At 73.9% G+C, this 25,731-nt stretch carries 12 protein-coding genes; 11 read left to right on the top strand and 1 reads right to left on the bottom strand.

All coding sequences use genetic code 11. The annotated features are described in order from the left end of the window. The first annotated feature begins 184 nt into the window (after window positions 1-184). The 4 genes from rfbC to FHU36_RS39280 are packed head-to-tail and all read left to right on the top strand — an operon-like array spanning window position 185 to window position 3,733. The gene (gene rfbC, locus FHU36_RS39295) at window positions 185-805 is read left to right on the top strand and encodes a dTDP-4-dehydrorhamnose 3,5-epimerase (RefSeq protein ID WP_246503229.1); all 621 of its coding nucleotides are present in this window, start codon (window positions 185-187) and stop codon (window positions 803-805) included. Then, window positions 802-1,917: a DegT/DnrJ/EryC1/StrS family aminotransferase gene (locus FHU36_RS39290; protein WP_185089196.1), complete on the top strand. Its 1,116-nt coding sequence runs from the start codon at window positions 802-804 to the stop codon at window positions 1,915-1,917. Before rfbC ends, FHU36_RS39290 begins: the two co-directional genes overlap by 4 nt. An 8-nt stretch (window positions 1,918-1,925) precedes the next feature. After that, window positions 1,926-2,825 (top strand): proline iminopeptidase-family hydrolase, encoded by a 900-nt coding sequence (locus FHU36_RS39285; RefSeq protein ID WP_185089195.1) that lies wholly within the window; start codon window positions 1,926-1,928, stop codon window positions 2,823-2,825. Further along, a complete protein-coding gene (locus tag FHU36_RS39280) occupies window positions 2,822-3,733 on the top strand; it encodes an ACP S-malonyltransferase (RefSeq protein WP_185089194.1) in 912 nt (303 codons plus the stop codon). The genes FHU36_RS39285 and FHU36_RS39280 overlap by 4 nt, the downstream gene beginning before the upstream one ends. 42 nt (window positions 3,734-3,775) lie before the next feature. Here FHU36_RS39280 and FHU36_RS39275 read toward each other — a convergent pair whose 3' ends face one another. Next, window positions 3,776-4,015 (bottom strand): acyl carrier protein, encoded by a 240-nt coding sequence (locus FHU36_RS39275; RefSeq protein WP_221497284.1) that lies wholly within the window; start codon window positions 4,013-4,015, stop codon window positions 3,776-3,778. 64 nt (window positions 4,016-4,079) lie between these two features. Between FHU36_RS39275 and FHU36_RS39270 the strand changes: the two genes are divergently transcribed. The 7 genes from FHU36_RS39270 to FHU36_RS39240 all read left to right on the top strand — a co-directional run bounded on the left by FHU36_RS39270 (window position 4,080) and on the right by FHU36_RS39240 (window position 25,730). Continuing rightward, the gene (locus FHU36_RS39270) at window positions 4,080-5,558 is read left to right on the top strand and encodes an AMP-binding protein (RefSeq protein WP_185089193.1); all 1,479 of its coding nucleotides are present in this window, start codon (window positions 4,080-4,082) and stop codon (window positions 5,556-5,558) included. Between the two features lie 93 nt (window positions 5,559-5,651). Continuing rightward, a complete protein-coding gene (locus tag FHU36_RS39265) occupies window positions 5,652-7,160 on the top strand; it encodes an AMP-binding protein (protein ID WP_185089192.1) in 1,509 nt (502 codons plus the stop codon). Continuing rightward, the gene (locus tag FHU36_RS39260) at window positions 7,157-8,398 is read left to right on the top strand and encodes a type III PLP-dependent enzyme domain-containing protein (protein WP_185089191.1); all 1,242 of its coding nucleotides are present in this window, start codon (window positions 7,157-7,159) and stop codon (window positions 8,396-8,398) included. The genes FHU36_RS39265 and FHU36_RS39260 overlap by 4 nt, the downstream gene beginning before the upstream one ends. A gap of 11 nt (window positions 8,399-8,409) precedes the next feature. Further along, window positions 8,410-21,138 carry a type I polyketide synthase gene (locus tag FHU36_RS39255; RefSeq protein WP_185089190.1) on the top strand — a complete coding sequence of 4,243 codons (12,729 nt, stop codon included), beginning with the start codon at window positions 8,410-8,412 and terminating at the stop codon, window positions 21,136-21,138. A gap of 41 nt (window positions 21,139-21,179) precedes the next feature. After that, window positions 21,180-21,977 carry an ABC transporter ATP-binding protein gene (locus FHU36_RS46060; protein WP_312892147.1) on the top strand — a complete coding sequence of 266 codons (798 nt, stop codon included), beginning with the start codon at window positions 21,180-21,182 and terminating at the stop codon, window positions 21,975-21,977. Then, window positions 21,977-24,421, top strand: coding sequence for an ABC transporter permease (locus tag FHU36_RS39245; RefSeq protein ID WP_185089188.1), 2,445 nt, complete (start codon window positions 21,977-21,979; stop codon window positions 24,419-24,421). Before FHU36_RS46060 ends, FHU36_RS39245 begins: the two co-directional genes overlap by 1 nt. Before the next feature lie 43 nt (window positions 24,422-24,464). After that, the gene (locus tag FHU36_RS39240) at window positions 24,465-25,730 is read left to right on the top strand and encodes an activator-dependent family glycosyltransferase (RefSeq protein WP_185089187.1); all 1,266 of its coding nucleotides are present in this window, start codon (window positions 24,465-24,467) and stop codon (window positions 25,728-25,730) included. Window position 25,731 lies beyond the last annotated feature (1 nt).

Raw genomic sequence — 25,731 nt, 5'->3', positions numbered from 1 at the left:
AGCAGCATTACCACCCAGACGATTCTGCTCATCATCCGGATCTACCGGCCGCCGGGTGGTCCGGTCAATGCCATTATCTGCATTTAGGGGCGGGACCTTGCTTTAAGGGTCGGTAGGGGGTTGTTCGGCGCTCCGGCCGAGGTCGATCATGAAATGTCAGCCAGGTTCCCCGAAAGGCTCAGCAATGCAGTTGAACCGCTTGGACGTGGCGGGCGCCTTCCTGGTGACCCCGCGCATCTTCCCTGACGACAGAGGACACTTCCTCGAGATGTTCAGCCAGCCGGCCTTCCAGCGGGAGGTGGGTCACGAGCTGACCGTGGCGCAGGTCAACTGCTCCCTGTCCAGGCGGGGCACGATCCGCGGCCTGCACGCCGTCGCCCTGCCCGGCCAGGCCCGCTACGTCACCTGCCCGCAGGGCGCGATCCTCGACATCGTGGTCGACGTGCGGCTCGGCTCCCCGACGTACGGCGAGCACGTCGCGGTGGAACTCGGCGCGGACAACCGGCACGCCCTCTACCTCGCCGAGGGCCTCGCGCACGGCTTCGCGCCGCTCACCGACGAGGCCACCGTCGTCTACCTGTGCTCCAGCACCTGGGCGCCGGACCGGGAGGTGGAGATCAACGCTCTCGACCCCGAGCTGAACCTGCCCTGGCCCCGCGACACCGAGCCGCTGATGTCGGACAAGGACCGGGCCGCGCCCACCCTGCGCGAGGCGGCCGAGCGTGGCCTGCTGCCCACCTACGCCGAGTGCCAGGAACTGTACGCCCGGCTCGACGGGCTCGCGATGGGCGGTGAGCGCCGGTGATCCCGCTGTTCAAGGTCGCCATGTCGGCCGAGGCCCCCGCCGCCGCCGCCGAGGTGCTGGGCAGCGGCAGCATCGGCCAGGGGGCGAAGGTCGAGGCGTTCGAGCGTGCGCTGGCCGAACGGATCGGCAACCCCCGCGTGGCCACGGTCAACAGCGGCACCTCCGGGCTCCACCTCGCCCTGCGGCTCGCGTCTGGACACCGTCCCGGCGGCGACGCCGAGGTGCTGACCACCCCGCTGACGATGGAGGCCACCAACTGGGCCATCCTCGCCAACGGCCTGCGCATCAAGTGGGTGGACATCGACCCCGCCACGCTCAACGTGGACCTGGACGACCTCGCCCGCAAGATCACGCCGCGGACGCGGGCCATCGTGGTGGTCCACTTCGCCGGCTATCCGGTGGACCTGGCCAGGCTCGACGCCGTCCTCGACCGGGCCGAGGCGCTGCACGGCTTCAGGCCGCAGGTGATCGAGGACTGCGCCCACGCCTGGGGGGCCACCTTCCGCGGCGCCCCCATCGGGTCGCACGGCAACGTCTCCGTCTTCAGCTTCCAGGCCATCAAGCATCTGACCGCCGGGGACGGCGGCGCGCTCGCACTGCCGACCGACGAGCTGTACCGGCGGGCCACCCTGCTGCGCTGGTTCGGCATCGAGCGGACGGCCGACCGGCTGCGCAACCCGCCCGACGTCGCGGAGTGGGGCTACAAGTTCCACATGAACGACATCAACGCCGCGATCGGCCTGGCCAACCTGGACACGGCGCAGCGGGCCCTGGAGCGGCAGCGCGCCAACGCCGCCTACTACGACGCCGAGCTGGCGGGCGTACCCGGGCTGGAGCTCACCGAGCGCGCCGGCGACCGGGAGCACTCGTTCTGGGTCTATCCGCTCAAGGTGGACGACCGGGCCGGCTTCATGAAGCGCATGGACGAGGCCGGGATCATGGTCAGCAACGTCCACGAGCGCAACGACCTGCACTCCTGCGTACGGGAGTACGCCGCCGACCTGCCCGGCCTCGACCGGGTCGCGCCGCGCGTGGTGTGCGTCCCGGTCGGCTGGTGGGTCACCGACGAGCAGCGGGCGCACATCGCCGCCACCGTCCGGCAGGGGTGGTGAGCCCGGCCGTGCCCCGCACCCCCGACGCCAAGGGCCACGTGCCGTTCGGCGAGCACCGGACGTGGTACCGGCGCACCGGTGAGCTGACCGGCGCCCGGCCGGCCCTGGTCGTGCTGCACGGCGGCCCCGGCAGCACCCACGACTACCTCGTCGGCCTGGCCGACCTGGCCGACGAGGGCTGGCCGGTGATCCACTACGACCAGCTCGGCAACGGCGGCTCCACCCACCTGCCGCACGCGCCGGCCGGCTTCTGGACTCCCCGGCTGTTCCTCGACGAGCTGGACAACCTGCTCGACGCGCTCGGCCTGCGTGACGGCTATGTGCTCTTCGGCCAGTCGTGGGGCGGCATGCTGGCGGCCCTGCACGCCTCGGCCAGGCCGGCCGGCCTGCGCGGGCTCGTCATCGCCAACGCGCCCGCCTCCTACCCGCTGTGGCTCGGCGAGATGCGGGTGCTGCGCGACCGGCTGCCGCCGGAGATCGACGAGGTGCTGCTCAAGCACGAGGCGGCCGGCACCACCGACTCGCGCGAGTACTTCGACGCGATGATGGTCTTCTATTCCCGGCACGTCTGCCGCCTCGACCCGTGGCCTCGGGAGTTCGCCGCCACGTTCCTGGAGATCTACAACAACCCGACCGTCTACTACACGATGAACGGTCCCAGCGAGTTCCACGTGATCGGGACGCTGCGCGACTGGGGGGTCGAGGACCGGGTGGCCGACATCGCCGTCCCCACCCTGCTGCTGTCGGGCCGGCACGACGAGGCGACGCCGGCGACCGTCCAGCCCTACTTCGACCGCATCCCCGACGTGCGGTGGGAGATCTTCGAGAACTCCAGCCACACCCCCCACCTGGAGGAGCCCGACCGGTTCCGCCGGGTTCTGCTGGACTACCTGGAGGAACGCGTATGAGCACGGCGATCGTCTTCCCCGGCATGGGGCCCACCAGGTACGGCGAGGCGGCCGCGTTCATGCGCGACGACCCCGTGGCGCGCGAGCTGTTCGCCCGGGCCGCCGACGCGCTCGGCTATCCGCTCGCCGAGCGGTTCACCGCCTCCGAGGACGACTACAGCGAGGCCGCCCAGGTCGCCTTCCTGGTGAACTGCCTGGCGCTGGCCGCCTGGGCGGAGCGCGAACTCGGCGTGCGGGCCGACCTGTGCGCGGGGCCGAGCTTCGGCGGGAAGGCCGCCGCCGCGTACTCGGGGGCGGTCGACTTCGAGACGGCGGTACGCATGACCGCCGAGATCGCCCGGCGCACCGAGGAGTACTTCGCGGTCGCGCACCCCGGCATCGTCACCCACTCCTTCGTGCGCGTCGCAGAGCCCCGGCTGACGGAGATCCTGGACGAGCTGGACCGGCGTGGCGTCTGGCACGAGTTGTCGTGCCGGATCGACCACGACTTCGTCATGCTGTCGCTGCCCGGCGCGGAGCTGGAGTGGCTGGACGGCAGGGTGCGCGCGGCCGGCGGGCTGTCGCTGTACACGATGCGGCCGCCCATGCACGCGGCGGCCTTCGCACCGCTGCGCCGCACGGTGGAGGAGAAGGTCCTCGCCGGGCTGAGGTTCGCCGACCCCAGGCTGCCTGTGCTGGACGACCACGACGGCTCGGCTCTCACCACGGGGGAGCAGGTGCGCTCGATGCTGCTCGACAGCTTCGTCCGGGCGCCCTCCTGGCCACGGGTGGTGGAGGCGATGCTGGGGCGCGGCGTCACCCGGGTGTGCGTGTCGGGCCAGGACAGCCTCTTCGGCAGGGTGCCCATCACCACGAGGAACTTCACCGTGGTCGCCGTCAACCCCAGACTCACGCTCGCCGGGCGATGACGGAGCCGTGACGGCTCCGTCTCCGCTCGTCCCGGCGACCCCTCATCCCGACAGGGCGCGCCACAGCGTGGCGGGCGTGCCGAACGTCTCCCTGGTCAGCGCGTCCTCGGCGAACCGCACACCGTAGGCCTGCTCCAAGGACGTCAGCAACTCGACGATTCCGAGCGAGTCGAGGCCGGCGTCGGTCAGGTCGGTGTCCGCCCGGAGCTCCTCACTAGGCGGCAGAAAAGGAAGAGACCGGCGTACGAGTTCTTCGAATCTGTCGTCCCATATGACGTCCATTGATTCTCCCTCCGTCATTCAGAAGACTTTTTTTGAAGCGTATATCCGGAGCCAGGAAATGTCTATGACGAAAACCTTCGAGCCTCTTTATTCATTATTCAGGAACGGGCTTGCGGCGGCCCCGGGCGGGCTCGCTTTCACGGCGGACGGTGACAGCGCGACGTACGCGGAGACGGACGAGGCGGCGCTGCGGCTGGCCGGCGGGCTGGCCGGGCGGGGGCACCGGGCCGTCGGCGTGCTCGCGGCCCGGGGGCGGACCGCCTACACGGGCATCCTGGCCGGGCTGTACGCGGGGCTGACGGTCGTGCCGCTGAACCCCGGCTTCCCCGTGACCCGCACCCGCCGGATGGCGGCAGCCGCCGGGGTGTCGGTGCTCGTCGCCGACGACGACGGCGCACGGCAGGCCGCCGAGCTGGGCCTGCCCGTCGCGACCGCCGGTCCGCCGCTGCCCGCCCCCCTGCCCGTACGGCCGGCGGACGTCGCCTACGTGCTGTTCACCTCGGGCTCGACCGGCACCCCCAAGGGCGTGCCGATCACGCACGGCAACACCGCCGCCTACTTCTCCTGGGCGGCGCGGCGCTTCGGCTTCGGCGCCTCCGACGTCTTCTCCCAGACGTTCGACCTGACCTTCGACTGCGCCATGTTCGACCTGTTCTGCGCCTGGAACGCGGGAGCCCGGGTGCAGACCGTGCCGCCGCACGCCTACCGCGACCTGCCCGGCTTCCTCGACGCCCACGGGGTGACCGTCTGGTTCGCCACGCCGAGCGCGATCGGAGTGGCGCGCCGGGCGGGCGGGCTGACCCCCGGCGCGATGCCGGGACTGCGCTGGAGCCTGTTCGCCGGCGAGGCGCTGAAGTGCGCGGACGCCGCCGACTGGCAGGCCGCGGCGCCCGCGTCCACGCTGGAGAACCTCTACGGCCCCACCGAGCTGACCATCACCGTCACCGCGCACCGCTGGGGCCCCGGCTCGCCCGCGCTGGGGGTGAACGGCCTGGCCCCCATCGGCGCCGTCAACGACGGCCACGACCACCTGCTCCTGGACGGCGCCGGCCGGCCGGTGGAGCGCGAGGGCGAGCTCTGGATCACCGGGCCGCAGCTCACCGCCGGTTACCTCGACCCGGCGGCGGCCGGCGGCAGGTTCGTCGAGCGTGAGGGGCGGACCTGGTACAACACCGGCGACCGGGTGCGGCGGGCCGCCAACGGCGAGCTGGTCTACCTCGGCCGGACCGACTCCCAGGTGCAGGTGCGCGGCTGGCGGGTGGAGACCGCCGAGATCGACCACGCCGTCCGCGAGCTGCCCGGCGTCGAGGACGCCGTCACCGTGGGGGCCGAGAACGGCGATACGACCGAGCTGGTCGTCTTCTACACCGGAATTCAACTGAGCCCCGCCCAATTCGCCAGGGGATTGCGTGATTCGCTGCCCGAGGGGCTCGTGCCGCGGCACTACCGGCATTTCGGCGAACTGCCGATGAACGGCAACAGGAAAACCGACAGGGTCTATCTCAGGGGCCTGGCCGAGGCCATGCTAAGGGGCGGTCAATAACGCTTAGGGGGCGCTTAGGGGTGTGTCGGCGGGGGGCCGCGAAGCTACTTTCTTTCTTGGATTGGAAACTCCTTCCCAGACGGGAGAGCGATTATGGCCGCGACGCCGTCCCTCCGCTCGGGCCTCGTCCACGACCTGCTGGACGAGACAGCCGCCCGTCACCCGCTGGGCCGGGCGGTACGCGATGCCCGGGGCTCCTGGACGTACCAGCAGGTGGTCGATCTCAGTCACGCCGTGGCCGGCAGGCTGGCGGCGGAAGGGGTGGGACACGGCGACCGGGTGATCGTGCGCGCGCGCAACCGGCGCGAGATCGTCCCCCTCCTCAACGGCATCTGGCGCATCGGCGCCGTGGCGGTGCCGCTCAACCCCGCCATGAAGCCCTTCCACCTGCGGTCGGTGCTGGCGGACGCCGAGCCGAAGCTGGTGCTCACCGACGCCGGGGACCTGCCCGTCGAGACGGCCGTGCCCGTGCTCGGCCTGGACGACCTCTGGCCGGACATCGAGATCCTGGCCGGGATGGGCGCCCGGTCGGACCCGGTCAAGGTGGTGTCCGACGATCTCGCCCTGCTCATCTACACCTCCGGCAGCACCGCGGCTCCCAAGGCCGTGGTCTGCCCGCACGCCCGGGTGTCCTTCGCCGCCTCGTCGATCAACGCGGTGCTCGGCTACCGGGCCGACGACGTGGTGTTCTGCCGGCTGCCGCTGTCGTTCGACTACGGCCTCTACCAGATCATGCTGGCCACGCTCGGCGGCTCGGAGCTGGTGCTGGCCGGCGACGAGCCCGACCCGGTGCTGCTCCGGCTGATCGGGGAGTGCGGCGCGACCGTGGTGCCCCTCGTGCCCTCGCTGGGCGGCATGCTGGTCACGCTGGCCGGGCGCGGCACCGGCGTCCCCGGCGGCGTCCGCATGTTCACCAACACCGGCGCGGCGCTGCCCGAGTCCACCATCGGCGGCCTGCGCACGCACTTCCCGGGCGCCGTCGTGGTCCGCATGTACGGCATCACCGAGTGCAAGCGCGTCACGATCATGGAGCCCGAGCTGGAGCACGAGCGGCCCGGCGCGGTCGGCCGGGCACTGCCCGGCACCCGGGTGCTCATCCTCGACGACGAGGGCCGGCCGGTGCCTCCCGGCACGACCGGCGAGATCGTCGTGGCCGGGCCGAACGTCATGGCCGGCTACTGGCGCGCCCCCGACCTGACCGAACGCGTCTATCGTCCCGACCCCGAGACGGGCGAGCCCCGCCTGCACACCGGCGACTACGGCCGGCTGGACGACGACGGCTACCTGTACTTCGAAGGCCGCCGCGACGACATGTTCAAGCGCCGCGGCACCAGGATGAGCACCGTCGAGATCGAGGCGGCCGCGATGGACGTGCCGGGCGTGCGCGCCGCTGCCGCGCTGCCTCCGGGCGAGGGCCACGATCTGGTGATCTTCGTCGAGGGCGACCTCGAACCCCACGAGGTGCTGCGGGGCATCCGCGAGCGCCTCGAACCCGCCAAGACCCCCGCCGTCTGCCACGTCCTGCCCGCCTTCCCCCTCACGCTCAACGGCAAGAACGAGCGCAAGCGGCTGGCTCTGCTGCTGAAGGAAACACTCGGATGACCCGTGCCCGCCTGGCCGCCCGTTTCGGCAGCCCGCTCTACGTCTACGACCTGGACCGGGTCGCCGCCGCCCACGACGATCTGAAGGCGGCGCTGCCCGACGGCGTCACCGTGTTCTTCTCCCTCAAGGCCAATCCCCATCCGGAGATCGGCCGTGCCCTGCGGGAGAGGGGGGCGCGCGCCGAGATCAGCTCGACCGGCGAGCTCGACGCGGCCCTCGCGGCCGGGTTCACCGGGCCGGAGATCCTCTACACCGGCCCCGGCAAGACCGGCGGCGAGCTGGCCGCCGCCCTGGACGCCGGGGTCCGCGTCTACTCCGTGGAGTCGCTGACGGACCTGCGGAACGTCGGCGCCGCCGCCACCGCGCGCGGCGTGGTCGCCGACTGCCTGCTGCGCGTCAACAGCGTCGAGGCCGGCGCCACCACGAGCATCAGGATGACCGGCGCCCCCTCCCAGTTCGGCATCGACAGCGAGACGCTGGCCGATCTCATGCCGGAGCTGGCCGCCGTGCCGGGCACCCGCCTGGCCGGTGTCCACCTGTTCTCGCTGAGCAACGCCAAGGACGAGCAGAGCCTGATCGCCGAGTTCCGCCACACCGTCTCCACGGCCGCCCGGCTGCGGCGCGAGACGGGGATGCCCATCGAGCTGCTGGACCTCGGCGGCGGGTTCGCCGCGCCGTACCTCACGCCCGGCGACAGGCCCGTCTACGGCGGGCTGGGCGCGGCGCTGGAGGACATGCTCGACGAGCACGTCCCGGGCTGGCGCGGCGGCGCCCCCCACGTGGCCGTCGAGTCCGGCCGTCACCTGGTCGGCGACTGCGGCGAGCTGGTGTGCACGGTCGTCAACGTCAAGGAGAGCCGGGGCAGGAAGTTCGTCATCCTCGACGCCGGGATCAACGTGCTCGGCGGCATGTCCGGGCTGGGCAGGCTGCTGCCCATCAGCGTCGGCCTCACCACGGACGGGGGCACGGACGAGAGCACGGGCGGGGACCCGGGGGAGACGGATGAGACGGCCACGCTGGTGGGGCCGCTGTGCACCCCGGGCGACATCCTCGGCAGGAACGTGCGCCTCCCCGAGCTGCGGCCGGGCGACGTGGTCACCATCCCGAACGCCGGCGCCTATGGCATGACCGCCAGCCTCGTCATGTTCCTCGGCCGGCCCGCCCCCACCGAGATCGTCCTGGCCGGCGACGCGATCGTGTCGGTCTCCCGCGTCGAATTCAACCGCAAGTACGAGTGACGGAGTACGAATTGAGCGAGCAGCGGAGCTTCCTGGTCAAGCTGGTGCGGGACGTCACTGCCGAGATCTTGCGGGCCATGCTGCCGGACCCGCCCGACACGGTCGAGGCCGGCCGTGGATTCCGTGAGCTGGGCCTGGACTCGCTGGGCGCGGTGGAGCTGCACGACCGGCTGGCCGAGGCCGTCGGCGCCGAGCTGCCCATGACGCTGGCCTTCGACCACCCCACTCCGGAGGCCGTGGCCGACTACCTCTACGCCCGCGTCTTCGGTCATGCCGCCGAGGAGGACCACGGCGTCAAGGCCGTCGTGGGGTCGGACGAGCCGATCGCCATCGTCGGCATCGGCTGCCGCTACCCCGGCGGCGTGACCACGCCCGACGAGCTGTGGCGGCTCGTCGCCGAGGGCCGCGAGACGCTCACCGGCTTCCCCGCCGACCGCGGGTGGGACCTGGACCGGCTGTTCGACGACGACCCGGAGACCCCCAACACCACGTACGCCAGGTCGGCGCACTTCCTGCACGACGCCGCCGACTTCGACCCCGACTTCTTCGGCGTCAACCCGCGCGAGGCGCAGGCCATGGACCCGCAGCAGCGCCTGGTGCTGGAGACGGCGTGGGAGGCGCTCGAACACGCCGGCATCGACCCCACGACGTTGCGCGGCAGCCAGACGGGCGTGTTCGTCGGCGCCGAGCCGCAGGACTACGGCCCGCGCCTGGACAAGGCGCCGGCGGGCGTGGAGGGGTATCTCGTCACGGGCCAGGCCCCCAGCGTGGTGTCCGGCCGGGTCGCCTACACCTTCGGCCTGGAGGGGCCCACGTTCACCGTGGACACCGCGTGCTCGGCCTCCCTGGTCGCCCTGCACCTGGCCTGCCAGTCGCTGCGCACGGGCGAGACCGACCTGGCGCTGGCCGGCGGCGTCACCGTCATGTCGTCGCCCGGCACGTTCACCGCGTTCAGCCAGCAGCGGGTGATGTCGCGCGACGGCCGCTGCAAGGCGTTCGCCGCGTCGGCCGACGGCGCCGCCTTCGCCGAGGGCGTCGGCATCCTGGCCGTCGAGCGGCTCTCCGACGCCCGCCGCCGCGGCCACCCCGTGCTCGCCGTGATCAGGGGCTCGGCCATCAACCAGGACGGCGCCAGCAGCGGGCTCACCGCCCCCAACGGCCCCTCCCAGGAACGGGTGATCCGTCAGGCGCTGGCCAACGCCGGTCTCGCGCCCGACGAGGTGGACGTGGTCGAGGCGCACGGCACCGGCACCAAGCTGGGCGACCCCATCGAGGCGCACGCGCTGCTCGCCACCTACGGCCGCGACCGCAACGGGCGCGGCCCGCTCCGGCTGGGCTCGATCAAGTCGAACATCGGCCACACCCAGGCGGCGGCGGGCGCCGCAGGGGTGATCAAGATGGTGATGGCGATGCGGCACGAGACGCTGCCGCGCACCCTGCACGTGGACGAGCCCTCGCCGTACGTCGACTGGTCGTCGGGGGGCGTCGAGCTGCTCACGGAGAACACGCCGTGGCCGTCGGACGGCACGCCCCGCCGCGCCGGTGTCTCGTCGTTCGGGGTGAGCGGCACCAACGCGCACGTCGTCCTGGAGGAGCCCGACCCCGCCGACACCGGCTCCGGCGAGCGGCCGCCGACGGAGGAGCCGACCCCGCCCGCGTTCGAGGCCGCCGTGCTGCCGTTCGCCGTCTCCGGACGGAGCCGGGCGGCGCTGCGGGCGCAGGCGGCCCGGCTGGAGGCCCACCTCGCCGAGCGTCCCGGCCTGCGGCTCGCCGACGTCGCGCACTCCCTGCTCACCACCCGCACCGCCTGGGAACACCGAGCCGTCGTCGTCGCGGACGACGCGGCGGAACTGCGCGCGGCGCTCGCGTCCCTCGCGGCCGACGAGCCCGCCGCGACCGTCGTCCACGGCACCGCCGACGCGCGCCGTGAGGCGGTCTTCGTCTTCCCCGGCCAGGGCTCCCAGTGGCCCGGCATGGCCACGGAGCTCCTCGACTCGTCCCCCGTCTTCGCCGCGCGGATGGCCGAGTGCGCCGCGGAGATCGAGTCGTACGTCGACTGGCGCGTGCTCGACGCGCTGCGCGACCCCGAGGCGCTGGAGCGGCTGGAGGTGGTCCAGCCCGTGCTGTTCGCGGTCATGGTGTCGCTGGCCGCCCTGTGGGAGTCCGTGGGCGTGCGACCGGCCGCCGTCGTCGGGCACTCCCAGGGCGAGGTGGCCGCCGCGTACGTGGCGGGCGCGCTCTCGCTGGAGGACGCCGTCCGCGTGATCGTGCTGCGCAGCCGCCTGTTCGCCGAGACACTCGTCGGCAAGGGCGCGATCGCCGCGATCGCGCTGCCCGCCGCGGAGCTGGAGCGCAGGCTCGCCTCCTGGGACGGCCGGCTGTCGGTCGGCGCCAAGAACGGCCCGTCGCACTCCACAGTCGTGGGCGACGAGGCGGCCCTGGCCGAGCTGGTCGCCGCGTGCGAGGCCGAGGGGGTGCGGGCGCGCATGCTCGCCAGCACCGTCGCCTCCCACAGCGACCAGGTCGATCCGCTGCGCGACCGCCTCCTGGAGCTGCTGGCGCCCATCAGCCCCCGCTCCGGCCGGGTGCCCTTCTACTCGACGGTCACCGGCGGTGCCATGGACGGCGCGGCGCTGACCCCCGACTACTGGTTCAGCAACGCGCGCCGGCCCGTGGAGTTCCACCAGGTGGTCACCACCCTCCTCGCGGAGGAGCACGGCGCGTTCGTCGAGTGCAGCGCGCACCCGGTGCTGGTGATGAGCGTGCGGGACGCGATCGAGGCCGCCGAGGCCGACGCGTACGCCACCGGCACGCTGCGCCGGGAGGAAGGCGGCCCCCGGCGTTTCCTCGCCTCCGCGGCCGAGGCGTACGCCAACGGCGTGCCCGCCGACCTGACCGCCGTGGTCACCGGCACCTCGCCGTACCGGGTGGAGCTGCCCACCTACCCCTTCCAGCGGCGCAGGTTCTGGCTGGACGCCGCCACCGGCGGCGGCGACGTGGCCGCGGCGGGGCTGGCCGCGGCCGACCATCCGCTGCTGGGCGCGGCGGTGCTGCTCGCCGAGTCGGGCGGGATCGTGCTGACCGGCAGGCTCTCCCTGCAGACGCACCCGTGGCTGGCCGACCACGCCGCCTCCGGGACGGTGCTGCTCCCGGGCACCGCGTTCGTCGAGCTGGCGATCACGGCGGGCGACCAGGCCGGCTGCGGTCACCTGGCCGAGCTGACGCTGGAGTCGCCGCTGGCGCTGCCCGAGCGCGGCGGCGTCGAGGTGCAGATCGCCGTCGGCCCGGACCAGGACGGCACCCGCACGGTCAGCGTGCACTCCCGCGTCGGGGAGGGATCGTGGACCCGGCACGCCGCCGGGCTGCTCACGCCGCACGCGGAGCCCGCCGACGGGCCCATCGACGGGCACACCGGCGGGCACACCGGCGGGGACCTGACCGTGTGGCCGCCCGAGGGCGCCGCCCCCGTCTCCCTCGACGGCTTCTACGAGCGGCTCGCCGGGCTCGGCTACGGCTACGGCCCGATGTTCCGCGGGCTGCAGGCGGCCTGGCTGCGCGGCGACGAGGTGTTCGCCGAGGTCGGCCTGCCGGAGGGCGCCGGCGCCGACCGGTACGGGCTGCACCCCGCGCTGCTCGACGCCGGCCTGCACGCCGAGGCGCTGCTCGGCGGCGACGAGCAGGGCGTCAGCCTGCCGTTCGCGTGGACGGGCGTGACCCTGCACGCGTCGGGCGCGTCCACCGCCAGGGTCCACCTGTGGCGCTCGGGCCGTGACGCCGTGTCGCTGTCGCTGGCCGACGCCGGAGGGGCCCCGCTGGCCACGGTGCGTTCGCTGGTGTCCCGCCCGGTCTCGGCGGGGCAGCTCGCCCCGGCCCGGCACGACTCCCTCTTCCGCGTCGAGTGGACCCCGCTGCCGGAACTGTCCGCCCCGGCGGGCGGCTCGGCCGCGGTGCTGGGCGACGACGTCCACGAGCTGGTACGGCACGGCCTGGCCGGCGCCGTCCACCGAGACCTGGAGGACGTCGCGGCGGCGGAGCCGCGGCCCGGCACGGTGTTCGCCGCCTGCCCCGCGCGCCCGTCCACCACCGACGTGGCCACCGGGCTCGGCGAGGTCTCGGCGCAGGCGCTGGCGCTGCTGCAGGCATGGCTGGCCGACGAGCGGCTCGCCGACACCCGGCTCGTCCTGGTGACCGGCGGGGCGGTGTCCGCGGGAGCCGACGGCGACGTGCGCGACCTGGCAGCCGCGCCGGTGTGGGGCCTGGTCAGGTCGGCGCAGTCGGAGCATCCCGGCCGGTTCGCCCTGCTCGACCTGGACCCGGCCGCCGGCGATGTGCCCGCCGGCGCGGTGCTGGGGGCGCTGGCCGCCGGAGAGCCGCAACTGGCGGTGCGCCCCTCCGCCGACCCGGCCGCGCGGACCGGGACGTTGCTGGCGGCGCGGCTGGCGCGGGCGACGAGCACGCCCACCCTCGTCCCGCCCGCCGGGGTCGCCGAATGGCGGCTGGACGCGCCGGTCAAGGGCAGCCTGTCCGCCCTCACCCTGGTGCCGGACCCCGCCGCCGGTCGGGTGCTGGAGGCGGGGGAGGTGCGGGTCGAGATCCGCGCGGCGGGGCTGAACTTCCGCGACCTCGTCGTCACCCTCGGCATGGTGCCGGAGAACGACGAGCCCATCGGCGGTGAGATCGCGGGCGTGGTGACCGAGGTCGGCCCGGGCGTGACCCGCTTCGCGCCGGGTGATCGGGTCATGGGCCTGATGGACGGCGCCTTCGGGCCCGCCGGCGTCGCGGACCAGCGGCTGCTGGCCCCGCTGCCCGAAGGCTGGACGTTCGCGGAGGGCGCGGCCGTCCCGGTGGCGTTCCTGACCGCGTACTACGGCCTGGTGGACCTGGCCGGGCTGCGTCCCGGTGAGAGGGTGCTGATCCACGCGGCCGCGGGTGGGGTGGGGATGGCGGCGGTGCAGATCGCGCGTCATCTGGGCGCGGAGGTGTTCGGGACGGCGAGCCCCGGCAAGTGGGAGGCGACGGGTCTGGACGAGGAGCACCTGGCCTCCTCCCGCACGCTGGACTTCGAGGAGAAGTTCCCGCCCGTGGACGTGGTGCTCAACTCGCTGGCCGGCGAGTACACCGACGCCTCGCTGCGGCTGCTGAAGCCCGGCGGCCGGTTCCTGGAGCTCGGCAAGACCGACGTCCGGACCGACAGCGGCGTGCGCTACCTGCTCTACTCGCTCATGGAGGCGGGACCCGACCGGCTCGGCACGATGCTGGCCGAGGTGCTGGAGCTGTTCGCGGGTGGCGCGTTGCGGCGGTTGCCGGTGCGGGCGTGGGATGTGCGGCGGGCGCCGGAGGCGTTCCGGGTGATGCAGCGGGCCGGGCATGTGGGCAAGCTCGTGTTGACGATGCCGCCGCGGCTGGGTCCTGGGGGGACGGTTCTGGTCACGGGTGGGACGGGCACGCTGGGTGGGTTGGTGGCTCGTCATCTGGTGGTGGCGTACGGGGTGCGGCGGTTGCTGCTGGTGAGCCGTGGTGGTGCGGCGGGTGCCGGGGTGGCGGAGCTGCGTGCGGAGTTGGCGGGGTTGGGCGCGGTGGTGGAGGTCGCGGCGTGTGACGTGGCTGATCGGGAGGCGCTGGCGGGTGTGCTGGCGGGTCGTTCGGTGAGTGCGGTGGTGCACTGTGCGGGGTTGCTGGACGACGGTGTGGTGGAGGGGTTGACGCCGGAGCGGTTGGGGGCGGTGCTGCGGGCCAAGGCCGTGGCGGCGTGGAACCTGCACGAGCTGGTGGGTGATGTGGACGCCTTCGTCCTCTACTCCTCCGCAGCGGGCGTCCTGGGCGACGCCGGGCAGGCCAACTACGCCGCCGCGAACGTCTTCCTCGACGCCCTCGCCGCCCACCGCAAGGCGCGTGACCTGCCCGCCCAGTCGCTCGCCTGGGGCTTCTGGGAGCAGCGCAGCGCCATGAGCGCCCACCTCGGCGAGGCCGACGTGGCCCGCATGGAGCGCGCCGGCGCCCGCGGCCTGTCCTCCGAGGAGGGGCTCGCCCTGTTCGACGCCGCGCTGAGCATCGACGAGGCGCTGCTCGTACCGATCCACCTCGACCTCCCCCGCGCCGACGCCGCCCCGCCGCTGCTCCACGGGCTGGTGCGCAGGCCGGCCCGCCGGGGTGCGGCGGCGGGCCCCGCGCCGGCCGGCGCCGCCGCCGCGCTGGAGCGCCGGCTCGCCGCGCTGCCGTACGGCGAACGCGACGAGCTGCTGCTCCAGCTGGTCAAGACCCAGGTGGCCACCGTGCTCGGCCACTCGGGAACGGACGCCATCTCCACCCAGCGCGCGTTCACGGACCTGGGCTTCGACTCGCTGACCGCCATCGAACTGCGCAACCGGCTCAACGCCGCGACCGGGCTGCGGCTGCCGTCCACCCTCGTCTTCGACTACCCGACCCCCGCCGCGCTCGCCGGATACGTCAAGGAACGGCTCCTCGGCGAGGCCACGGCGCCCGCCGCGCCGGTCACCCACACCGCGGAGGCCGACGAGCCGATCGCGATCGTCGGCATGGCGTGCCGGCTGCCCGGCGGCGTCGACTCGCCCGAGGCCCTGTGGCGCCTGCTGACGGAGGAGGGCGAAGGCCGGTCGGCGTTCCCCACGGACCGCGGCTGGGACCTGGAGCGGCTGTTCGACCCCGATCCGGCCAAGCACGGCACCAGCTACGTCCGGGAGGCCGGGTTCCTGGAGGACGCCGGCGAGTTCGACGCCGAGTTCTTCGGGATGAGCCCGCGCGAGGCGCTGGCCACCGACCCGCAGCAGCGGACGGTCCTGGAGGTCGCCTGGGAGGCACTGGAGCGGGCGGGCATCGACCCCGCCACCCTCAAGGGCACCGACACCGGGGTCTTCGTCGGCGCCACCGCGACCGGCTACGCCACCGGTCCCGGCCCGCTGCCCGAGGACGTGGAGGGCTACCTGATCACGGGCAACTCCATCTCGGTGATGTCCGGCCGGATCTCGTACGTGCTGGGCCTGGAAGGGCCCGCCATCACCGTGGACACGGCCTGCTCCTCGTCGCTGGTGGCGCTGCACCTGGCCTGCGAGTCGCTGCGCAAGGGCGAGAGCAGCCTCGCCCTGGCCGGAGGCGTGACCATCCTGTCCACCCCCGAGGTCTTCGTCGAGTTCAGCAGGCAGCGCGGGCTCGCCCGCGACGCCCGGTGCAAGTCCTTCGCCGAGGCGGCGGACGGCACGGTGTTCTCCGAGGGCGCCGGGGTGGTGCTGCTGGAGCGGCTGTCTGAGGCACGGCGGCGTGGCCATCGGGTGCTGGCCGTGGTGCGCGGTTCGGCGGTCAACCAGGACGGGGCGAGCAACGGGCTGACGGCGCCGAGCGGCCCGTCGCAGCAGCGGGTGATCCGGGCGGCGCTGGCCGCGGCCCGGCTGACCCCCGGTGACGTCGACGCCGTCGAGGGCCACGGCACCGGGACGATGCTGGGGGACCCGATCGAGGCGCAGGCGTTGCTGGCCACCTATGGCCAGGACCGTGAGGCGCCGCTGTGGCTGGGGTCGGTCAAGTCCAACATCGGTCACACGCAGGCGGCCGCCGGGGTGGCGGGCGTGATCAAGATGGTGCTGGCGCTGCGCAACGGTGTGCTGCCCGCCTCCCTGCACGTGGACGCGCCGACGTCGCACGCGGACTGGTCCGCTGGTCAGGTCAGCCTGCTGACGCGGGCGGTGGACTGGCCGGAGGCGGGTCGTCCGCGCCGCGCCGGGGTGTCGTCGTTCGGCATCAGCGGGACGAACGCGCACGTGATCCTGGAGCAGGCGCCCGAAATCCCCGGACAGGCACCCGGCGACCGGCCCGAGACGGCCGAGCCGTCCCCCGAGAGCCCCCGCCTGCCCGTCCCGGTCGTGGTGTCGGGGCGTGGTGAGGGTGGGGTGTCGGCGTGGGCCGCGCGGTTGGGTGCGGATCTGGCGGGGCGGTCGGGTGTGTCGGTGGCGGATGTGGGTCATTCGCTGGTGGTGTCGCGGGCGGGTTTGGAGCGGCGTGCGGTGGTGGTGGCCGCTGATCGGCAGGAGTTGGTGGCGGGTCTGTCGGGTCCGTTGTCGGCTGGGTTGGTGGTGGAGGGGAAGACGGCGTGGTTGTTTCCGGGTCAGGGCAGTCAGCGGTTGGGGATGGGGCGGGAGTTGGCGGGGGCGTTTCCGGTGTTCGCGGGGGCGTTGGAGGAGGTGCTGGGCGGGTTCGGTGAGTTGGGTGAGCGGGTGCGGGGGGTGATGTGGTCGGAGCCGGAGCGGGTGGATCAGACGTTGTTCGCGCAGTGTGGTCTGTTCGCGGTGGAGGTGGCGATGGCTCGGTTGTTGGAGTCGTGGGGGTTGCGGCCGGATGTGGTGGCGGGGCATTCGATTGGTGAGTTGGCTGCGGCGTTCGTGGCGGGGGTGTGGTCGTTGTCGGATGCGTGTGCGTTGGTGGCGGCTCGTGGCCGGTTGATGCAGGGGTTGCCGTCGGGTGGGGCGATGGTGGCGGTGGCGGCTGGGTTGGAGCAGGTGGGTGATGTGTTGGGGGATGGGGTGGAGGTGGCTGCGGTGAATGGGCCGACTTCGGTGGTGTTGTCGGGTGTGGAGTCGGGGGTGGTGGCGGCGGTTGAGCGGTTGGTGGGGCGTGGGGTGCGGTGTCGGCGGTTGCCGGTGAGTCATGGGTTTCATTCGGTGTTGATGGAGCCGATGTTGGGGGAGTTTCGGGTGGTGGCGGAGGGGTTGTCGTATCGGCGGGCGCGGGTGGCGGTGGTGTCGAATCTGACGGGTGGGCCGGCGGGTGATCGGTTGTTGGATCCGGAGTATTGGGTGGCGCATGTGCGGGGGACGGTGCGTTTCGCGGATGGGGTGGGGTTTTTGGCGGAGTCGGGTGTGGTGACGTGTTTGGAGGTGGGTCCGGGGCGGGTGTTGTCTGGTTTGGGTTCGCAGGTTGTTGGGGATCGGGTGGGGTTTGTTGCGTTGTCGGGTGGGGGGGAGTCTCAGGTTCGGGCGTTGGTGTCGGGGGTGGGTCGTGCGTATGCGCGTGGGGTGGGGGTGGATTGGGGGGCGTTTTATGGGCCGTTGCGGCCGCGTAGGGTTGATCTGCCGACCTACCCGTTCCAGCGGCGACACTACTGGCTCACCCTCACCTCCGCCCCCGGCGGCGACGTGGCCGGGCTGGGACAGATCCCGGCCGGGCATCCGCTGGCCGGGGCGATCGTGCCGCTGGCCGAGCGTGACGAGCTGGTGATGACGGGGCAGGTGTCGCTGGCCGCGCAGCCGTGGCTGGCCGACCACACCATCATGGACACGCCGCTGTTGCCGGGCACCGCTCTGGTCGAGCTGGCGTTGCACGCCGGCGCGCACGTCGGTTGTCCGGTGGTGGAGGAGCTGACCCTGCACGCGCCGCTGGTGCTCACTCGTGAGGGTGCCGCGTTGCACGTGACGGTCGCCGCCCCCGGCGACGACGGCACCCGCCCCGTGACCTTCCACTCGCACACCCCGGACGGCGCCTGGACCAGACACGCCAGCGGCGTCCTCGCCCCCTCCCGGCAGGAGCCGGCCCGGGAGAAGGTGTTCGCGTCGTGGCCACCGCCCGGGGCGACGCCGCTGGACGTCACCGGCTTCTACGAACGGCTCGCCGAGCAGGGCGTCTCCTACGGGCCCGTCTTCCGCGGCCTGACCGCCGCCTGGGCCGACGACCAGCACGTCTACGCCGAGGTCACCCTGCCCGACACCGTCCGGGACGGACCCGGCTACGGCCTGCACCCCGCGCTCTTCGACGCCGCCCTGCACGGCATCGACCTGGCCCATCCAGCAGGCGACACCGTCGACCTGCCGTTCACCTGGACCGGCGTCACCCTGCACGCCACGGGCGCCACCCGGGCCAGGGCGCGGATCACCACGACGGACGGCGTCACCAGCGTCGTGCTCGCCGACGGCGCCGGCGCCCCGCTCGCCGAGGTGAACGGGCTCACCATGCGGCCTGTCGCCGACGCCCCGGCCGCCGCGCCCGCCGCCGCACCCCGGGACGGCCTGTACCAGGTCGCCTGGACCGCGGGCCCGCAACCCGCGCAGGTCGCCGGCCAGGTCGCCATGATCGGCAACGGCGACGACGACGCCTGGCTGCGCCGGGCGCTCGCCACGGCCGGGGTCGCCGTCGCGGACGACGTCGGCGGCCGGGGCGCCGTCCTGGTCGCCGCGCCTGCGACGCCGTCCCGGGCGCGGTCCGGCGACGACGCGGACACCGGTGCGCCCTCCTCCGTCCACGCGGTGCTCGCCATGCTCCAGGCCTGGCTCGCCGACGAGCGGTCCGCGACGACGCGCCTGGCCGTGGTGACCCGGGGCGCCGTGTCCGCAGGGGCCGACGACGCGGCCCCCGAGCCGGAGCAGGCGGCGGTCGCCGGCCTGCTCCGGGCCGCCCAGGCGGAGAACCCGGGCAGGCTGCTGCTGATCGACGTGGACGGGGCCGACGCCTCCTACCGGGCGCTGCCCGCCGTCCTCGAAGCGGACGAGCCCGAGGTGGCGCTGCGCGCGGGCGCGGCCCTGACGCCCAGGCTGGCACGGGCCGAACCGGCCCCGCTGCGGGCGCCCGGCGGCGCGTGGCGGGTGGACGTCACCGAGAAGGGCACGATCGACAACCTGACGACCGTCCCCCTCCCCGACCGACCGCCGGCCCCCGGCGAGGTGCGGGTCGCGATGCGCGCCTGCGGCCTCAACTTCCGCGACGTGCTGATCGCGCTGGGCATGTACCCGGGCGCGGCCGAACTCGGCAGCGAGGGCGCGGGAGTCGTGGTCGAGGTCGGCGACGAGGTGACCGACCTGGCACCCGGCGACCGCGTGATGGGCCTGTTCGACGCCGCCCTCGCCACGCACGCCGTCGCCGACCGCCGGCACCTCGTCCCGATCCCCGACGGCTGGGACTTCGCCACGGCGGCCGCCGTCCCCGCCGTCTTCGCCACGGCCTACTACGGCCTGGTGGACCTGGCCGGGCTGCGTCCCGGTGAGAGGGTGCTGATCCACGCGGCCGCGGGTGGGGTGGGGATGGCGGCGGTGCAGATCGCGCGTCATCTGGGCGCGGAGGTGTTCGGGACGGCGAGTCCCGGCAAGTGGGAGGCGACGGATCTGGACGAGGAGCATCTGGCCTCCTCCCGCACGCTGGACTTTGCGGAGAAGTTCCCGCCCGTGGACGTGGTGCTCAACTCGCTGGCGGGCGAGTTCACCGACGCCTCGCTGCGGCTGCTGAAGCCCGGCGGCCGGTTCATCGAGATGGGCAAGACCGACATCCGCACCGGACCCGGCTACACCGCCTTCGATCTCGGAGACGCCGGACCCGACCGGACCGCCGAGATGCTCGCCCACCTCGCCGCCCTCCTCGCCGACGGCACGTTCGACCCCCTGCCCGTCCGCGCCTGGGACCTGCGTAGGGCCCCCGAGGCGTTCCGGCACATGCAGCAGGCCCGGCACATCGGTAAGGTCGTCCTCACCGTCCCCGCCCCGCTCGACCCCGACGGCACCGTGCTCGTCACCGGCGGCACCGGCGGGCTCGGCGCGCTGGCCGCCAGGCACCTGGTGACCGCGCACGGCGCCCGGCGCCTCCTGCTGGCCAGCCGCTCCGGACCGGATGCGCCCGGCGCCGCCGCCCTGCGCGACGAGCTCACCGGCCTGGGCGCCGCCGTCGAGGTCGTCGCCTGCGACGTCGCCGATCGGAAGGCGCTGGCCGACCTCGTCGCCGACCGCCCGCTCACCGCCGTCGTGCACACCGCCGGCCTCGTGGCCGACGGCGTGGTGCCCGCCCTCACCCCCGGGCGACTGGACAAGGTCTGGCGGCCCAAGGCGGAGGCGGCCCGGCACCTGCACGACCTCACCCGCACCCACGACCTGGCGGCATTCGTGCTCTTCTCCTCCTGCGCCGGGACCTTCGACGGGGCCGGGCAGGCCAACTACGCCGCCGCCAACGCCTACCTGGACGCCCTCGCCGAGGCCCGGTCGGCCGCCGGATCGCCCGGACTCTCCATCGCCTGGGGCATGTGGGCGCCGGAGAGCGGCGGCATGACGGCCCGGCTCGGCGAGTCCGACCTGCGGCGCGTGCGCCGCGACGGCCTGCGCCCGATGCCGCCCGAGCAGGGCCTGGCCTTGCTGGACGCCGCACTCGGCCTGGCCGCCCCCGCCGTCGTCGCGGCCCCGCTGGACCTGGCCGCCGTCCGCGACCGGGAGGACGGCCCGCCCCCGATGCTGCGGGGACTGGTCTCCGGCAGCACCCGCCGAGCCGCCGACGACGCCGACGCCCCGGCCGAGTCGCTGGCCGACCGGCTCCGCGCACTCCCCGGCACCGCCGGCGCCCGGCTCATGCTGGACCTCGTACGGACCCACACCGCGGGAGTGCTCGGCTACACCGACCCCCAGCAGATCGACCCCCGGCGCGGCTTCAAGGACCTCGGATTCGACTCGCTCACGGCCGTGGAACTGCGCAACCGGCTGAGTGCGCTCGCGGGCGTCAGGCTGTCGGCCACCCTCGTGTTCGACTACCCGACGCCCGAGGCCGTCGCCACGCACATCAGGACCGAACTGGTCGGCGAGGAACCACCGCTGGAGGCGGAGCTCGCCGAGCTCGAACGGGCCATGGCGGGCGCCGAGCCGTCGCCGGCGGACCGGGAGCGGATCGCCGCCAGACTCCGCGAGCTGGCAGCCGCCTGGACGGCCGGCGACGAGCTGGCGACAGCCGGCGCCGACGAGCTGTTCAGCATTCTCGACAACGAGCTGTAAATCAAGAAAGGCTCGATGTCATTACTCCGGAGGATGACCAGATGGTCCTGCGGTTCGATGGGAGACGATCGTGCGCGCCATACCCTGGCCACATGGGAACAGCTGGCGAGGAAATCGTCCGACTCGAATCCGTTACCAAAACCTACGCCGGAAAGAAAGCACTGGAAGAGGTAACACTTCGCTGTCCGAAAAACGCCTTCACCGCCATTGTGGGACCGCCCGGCGCGGGCAAGACCACGCTGCTGAGGTGCGCGGCCGGCCTGGACCGGCCCACCTCGGGCTGGGTGGCCGTCGAGGGGGCCGACCTGACCACCATGGACGAGGCCGCGCTCGACGTCCTGCGCAGGGAGCGCATCTCGTACGTGTTCTCCTCGCGCAACCTGCTGCCCGCGCTCACCGTGGCGGAGAACCTCACGCTGCCCCTGCGGCTGGCGAAGCGGTCGGCCGCGCCCGGCCGCGTGGTCGAGCTGGTCAGGCGCGCGGGCCTGTCCGACCACCTCGACAGCATGCCGGCCGACCTGTGCCGCAGCCGCCAGCAGATGGTGGCGGTCACCCGCGCCATGATCAGCGGTCCCGCGGTCATCTTCGCCGACGACCCGGCTCGCGGGCTCGACCCGCGCGGCGCGGGCGAGGTGCTGGAGCTGCTCGCCTCCTACGTCCATGAGGGCCGCGGCAACGTGGTCATGGCCAGCCACGACCCCATGGCCGCCGCCTACGCCGACCGGGCCGTCCTGCTGAAGGACGGGCGGGTGGTGCGGGAGCTGACACTCGCGGAGGACAAGGCGGTGATGGAACGGGCCGTCCACCTGGCGGTGTGGGAGGCGAGGGATCCGTTCTGATGTGGCCGCTGATCCTGCGCAACCTCCGCTACCGCAGGAGCGCCTTCACCGCCGCCTTCCTCGCCATGGCGGCGGGCGCGGCGATCGTGTCGGCCTGCGCCGTGCTCGCCGCCACCGGCACGCGCGCGGCCGTGCCGCCGCAGCGCCTGGCGGGCGCGCCGGTCGTCGTGCTGGGAGACCAGTCGTTCCGGCCGCCGGTCGAGGACCCGGACCAGGTGTGGCTCGCGGAGAAGGTACGGCTGAGCGCCTCGGCCGCCGTGGTGCTGCGCGCGCTGCCGGGCGTCGCCGAGGTGGTCGAGGACGTGTCCTTCCCCGCCGTGTCCGGGGGGATCGCCGGGCTCGGGCAGGACTGGGCCGTCGCGCGGCTGGGGCCGTACACGCTGACGGCGGGCGCGCCGCCCGCCCGGCCGGGCGGGCTCGTGCTCGACGCCGGCCTGGCCGCCCGGACCGGAGCCGCCGTGGGCGGCCGTGTCGGCGTCGAGGTCAACGGCGTCACCGAGACGTTCACCGTGACGGGCCTGGCCGCCCGCGAACGGGACCGGCCGGTCGCCCGGCCCGCGCTGTTCTTCTCCACCGCGGACGCGCGCCGGCTCGCCGGCCACCCGGGCACCGCCGACGCGCTCGCCGTGCTGCCCGCCGCCGCCGTCCCGCCGGCACAGCTCGAACGGCAGGTCGCGGCGGCGCTCGCCGGCACCAGAACGGTGACGCTCACCGGCTACGAACGCGGGCTGGCCGAGTTCCCCGCCGGTCGGGAGGACGCCAGCGACCTGGCCTCCGTCGCCACCGTGCTCGGCGCCATCACGCTGATGATCTCGATGCCGGTCATCGCCGGGGTGATCGGCCTGGTGACCGGCCGCCGCGGCCACGAGGTGTCGGTGCTGCGCGGCCTCGGGACGCCGGCCGCCCGGATCCGCCGCATGATGCTCGGCGAGGCCGCCGTGCTCTGCGCCGCCGCCGTGCCGGCCGGGTGCCTGGCCGGGCCTCCGCTGGCCCGCTGGCTGTTCGACCGGCTGGAGTCCGGGGGAGTGGTGCCCGCGCCGCTCGTCTTCGACTCCTCGCCGGTCGCGGTGTGCGCCGCCGCCTGCCTCTGCCTGGCGAGCGGCCTGGCCGCCGCCTACCTGCCCCTGCGCCGTGCCGCCGGTGCGGACCACGACAGCCGGCGGGACGAGCGGGAGCGCTCGCCGCTGGCCGCGATCTGCCTGGCCGGCGGCGGCGTGCTGAGCGTGGCGACCGCCCTGCTCGTCCGCCCGCCGCACCTGGGCATCGCCGGACTGTCCGTGGTGCTCCTCGCGCTGGCCGGCGCGCTCACCCTGCCCCGGCTGACCAGGGCGATCACCGGCCTGCTCGCCCGCCCGATGCGCGCTCTGTCGGTCAGGACCGGCCATCTGGCGCTGCTCAACGCCCGGGGCGGCCGGGCGGGCATGGCCGCGCTGCCCATCATGCTCGCCACCTGCCTGGCCACCGCCAACCTCTACCTGCACGCCGGCGGCGCGGACGACTCCGCGCGGCCCTTCGGCGAGCACCTGCCGGGCGCCGCCGTCATGGAGACCGGGTCGGGCGGTGTCGCGCCCGCGGCGCTCGCCCGGGCCGCCGCGCGGCCCGGGGTCACCGCCACCGGGATCGTGACCAGCAGGGTGTACGTCGGAGGCGACCCGTGGCAGGGCGAGGCGGGCCGGCCGGCGCACGGCGTCACCGACCCCGCGGGCGTGGCCGGGCTGCCGGTGTCGGCCGGATCGCTCGCCGCCCTGCACGGCCGGAGCGTCGCGCTGGGCGAGGAGCACGGGCGGCGGCTCGGCGTGACCGTCGGCCAGACGCTCACCGTGTGGCTCGGCGACGGCGCGGCCGTGGACGTGCGGGTGGTCGCCCTGCTGTCGCTCCGGTGGTGCGAGGACTTCCTGCTCCTGCCCGCCGACCTGCTCGCGCCGCACACGACCGCGACCGTCCCCACCCGGGTGCTGATCCGCGCCGGCCCCGGCGTGGACGCGCACCGCGCGGGGGAGTCGGCCGGCCTGCGCCCCGCTGCCGGACCCGCCGGACGGCCGCTGCGCGCGTGGGTCGACTACCTGGTCACCGGGGTGCTCGTGGTGTTCACCGCCATCGCCGTGGCCTCGGCGCAGGGCACCGCCGCGGTCCGGCGGCGCGAGGAGTTCGGCGTGCAACGGGCGGGCGGCGCGACCCGGGGTCAGGTGCTGCGCATGCTGGGCGTCGAGGCCGTGCTCGTCGCCGTCATCGGGGTCGTGCTCGGCACCGCCGCCGTCACCCCTGTCGTGATCCCCTATGCCCTCGCCGTCAACGGCCTGCCCCTGCCGTCCGGCCCGGCCTGGGTCTATCTGGCCGTCGTCGGCACCGGGCTGTCGTCCGCACTGGTCGCCACCCTTTATCACGCCTGGTGCACAGGGGGGCGAGAGGGGTGGCTTAGGGGTCGGAGCGAGGCCCGCCGCTAGGTAATTTTCCGATTACCGGAAATGCGGCCTGGAGGAATGGTAAATGCGTGTCCTGCTCACCCAGCACGCGGCGTCCGCCCATCTTTATCTGATGGTCCCCATCGCGTGGGCGCTGAAATCCGCCGGACACGACGTGGTGATCGCGGGGCAACCCGACATCGTCGACGGAATTCGCCGGACCGGGTTGACCGGCGTGTCGGTCGGGGTCCTGTCGGACGTGGCCGCGCGGCTCGCCGCCCTCCCGCCGGACCAGCACATCTACGGCTCCGGTCACGACCTGACGGAGGAGCGCGCGGAGGTGCTCACCTACCCGTACGTGCGCGACTGCCTGGCCGCCTGGGCCTCGCCCCTCGCCTTCGACCTCATCACCGACCAGTCCATGTACGACGACCTGGTCGAGTTCTGCCGCGCGTGGCGTCCCGACCTCGTGATCTGGGACTCCATCACCTTTCCCGGCCCGGTGGCCGCGCGCGCCTGCGGCGCCGCCCACGTGCGCACCACGTTCGGCCGCGACCACTGGGCCAGGATGCGCGACCTCTTCCTGACCCTGCGCGGCGACCGCGACGAGGACCCGGTGGCGGACTGGCTCACCGCCAAGCTCGGCAGGTACGGGTGCGGCTACGACGAGGACCTGGTGCTCGGGCAGGCGACCGTCGACACCATGCCCCGCTGGGCGCGCTTCCCCCTGGCCATGGACCACACCTACCTGCCGGCCCGCTACATCCCGCACAACGGCCCCGCCGTCGTCCCCGACTGGCTCATCCCCGTCGCGGACCGGCGCCGGGTCTGCTTCACGCTCGGCGTCAGCGGCGCGGAGATGTGGGCGGGTCAGGGCAGCATCGCCCTGACCGACCTGTTCGACGCGGTCGCCGACCTCGACGTCGAAGTGATCGCCACCGTCTCGCCCGACCGGCTGCCCCCCGGCGTCAAGGCCCCGGACAACGTCAGGCTCGTCGACTTCGTCCCGCTCAACTCGCTGCTGCCGAGCTGCGCCGCGATCGTCCACCACGGCGGCACCGGCACCACCTGCACCGCTCTCGCGCACGGCGTGCCGCAGCTCATCGTGCCCGCCCAGCTCTACGACGAGCGGGGCATCGCCCTCGCCCTGGCCGGCCAGGGCGCCGCCGTGGTCGTCGAGCCCGGCGACCTGACGGGCGACACGCTGCGCAAGGGCCTGATCAGCCTGCTGGACGGGCCCTCGTACGCCGCCGCCGCCACCCGGCTCCAGCGGGACGCGGCGGACACCCCGTCCCCAGCCGACCTTGTCAGCGACCTGGAGAACCTGGTCGCCGCCCGCCGCGAGAGGTGAC

Source organism: Nonomuraea muscovyensis (assembly GCF_014207745.1).
GTDB classification, from domain to species: Bacteria; Actinomycetota; Actinomycetes; order Streptosporangiales; family Streptosporangiaceae; genus Nonomuraea; species Nonomuraea muscovyensis.
This window is presented reverse-complemented; position numbering and strand designations above follow the sequence as displayed.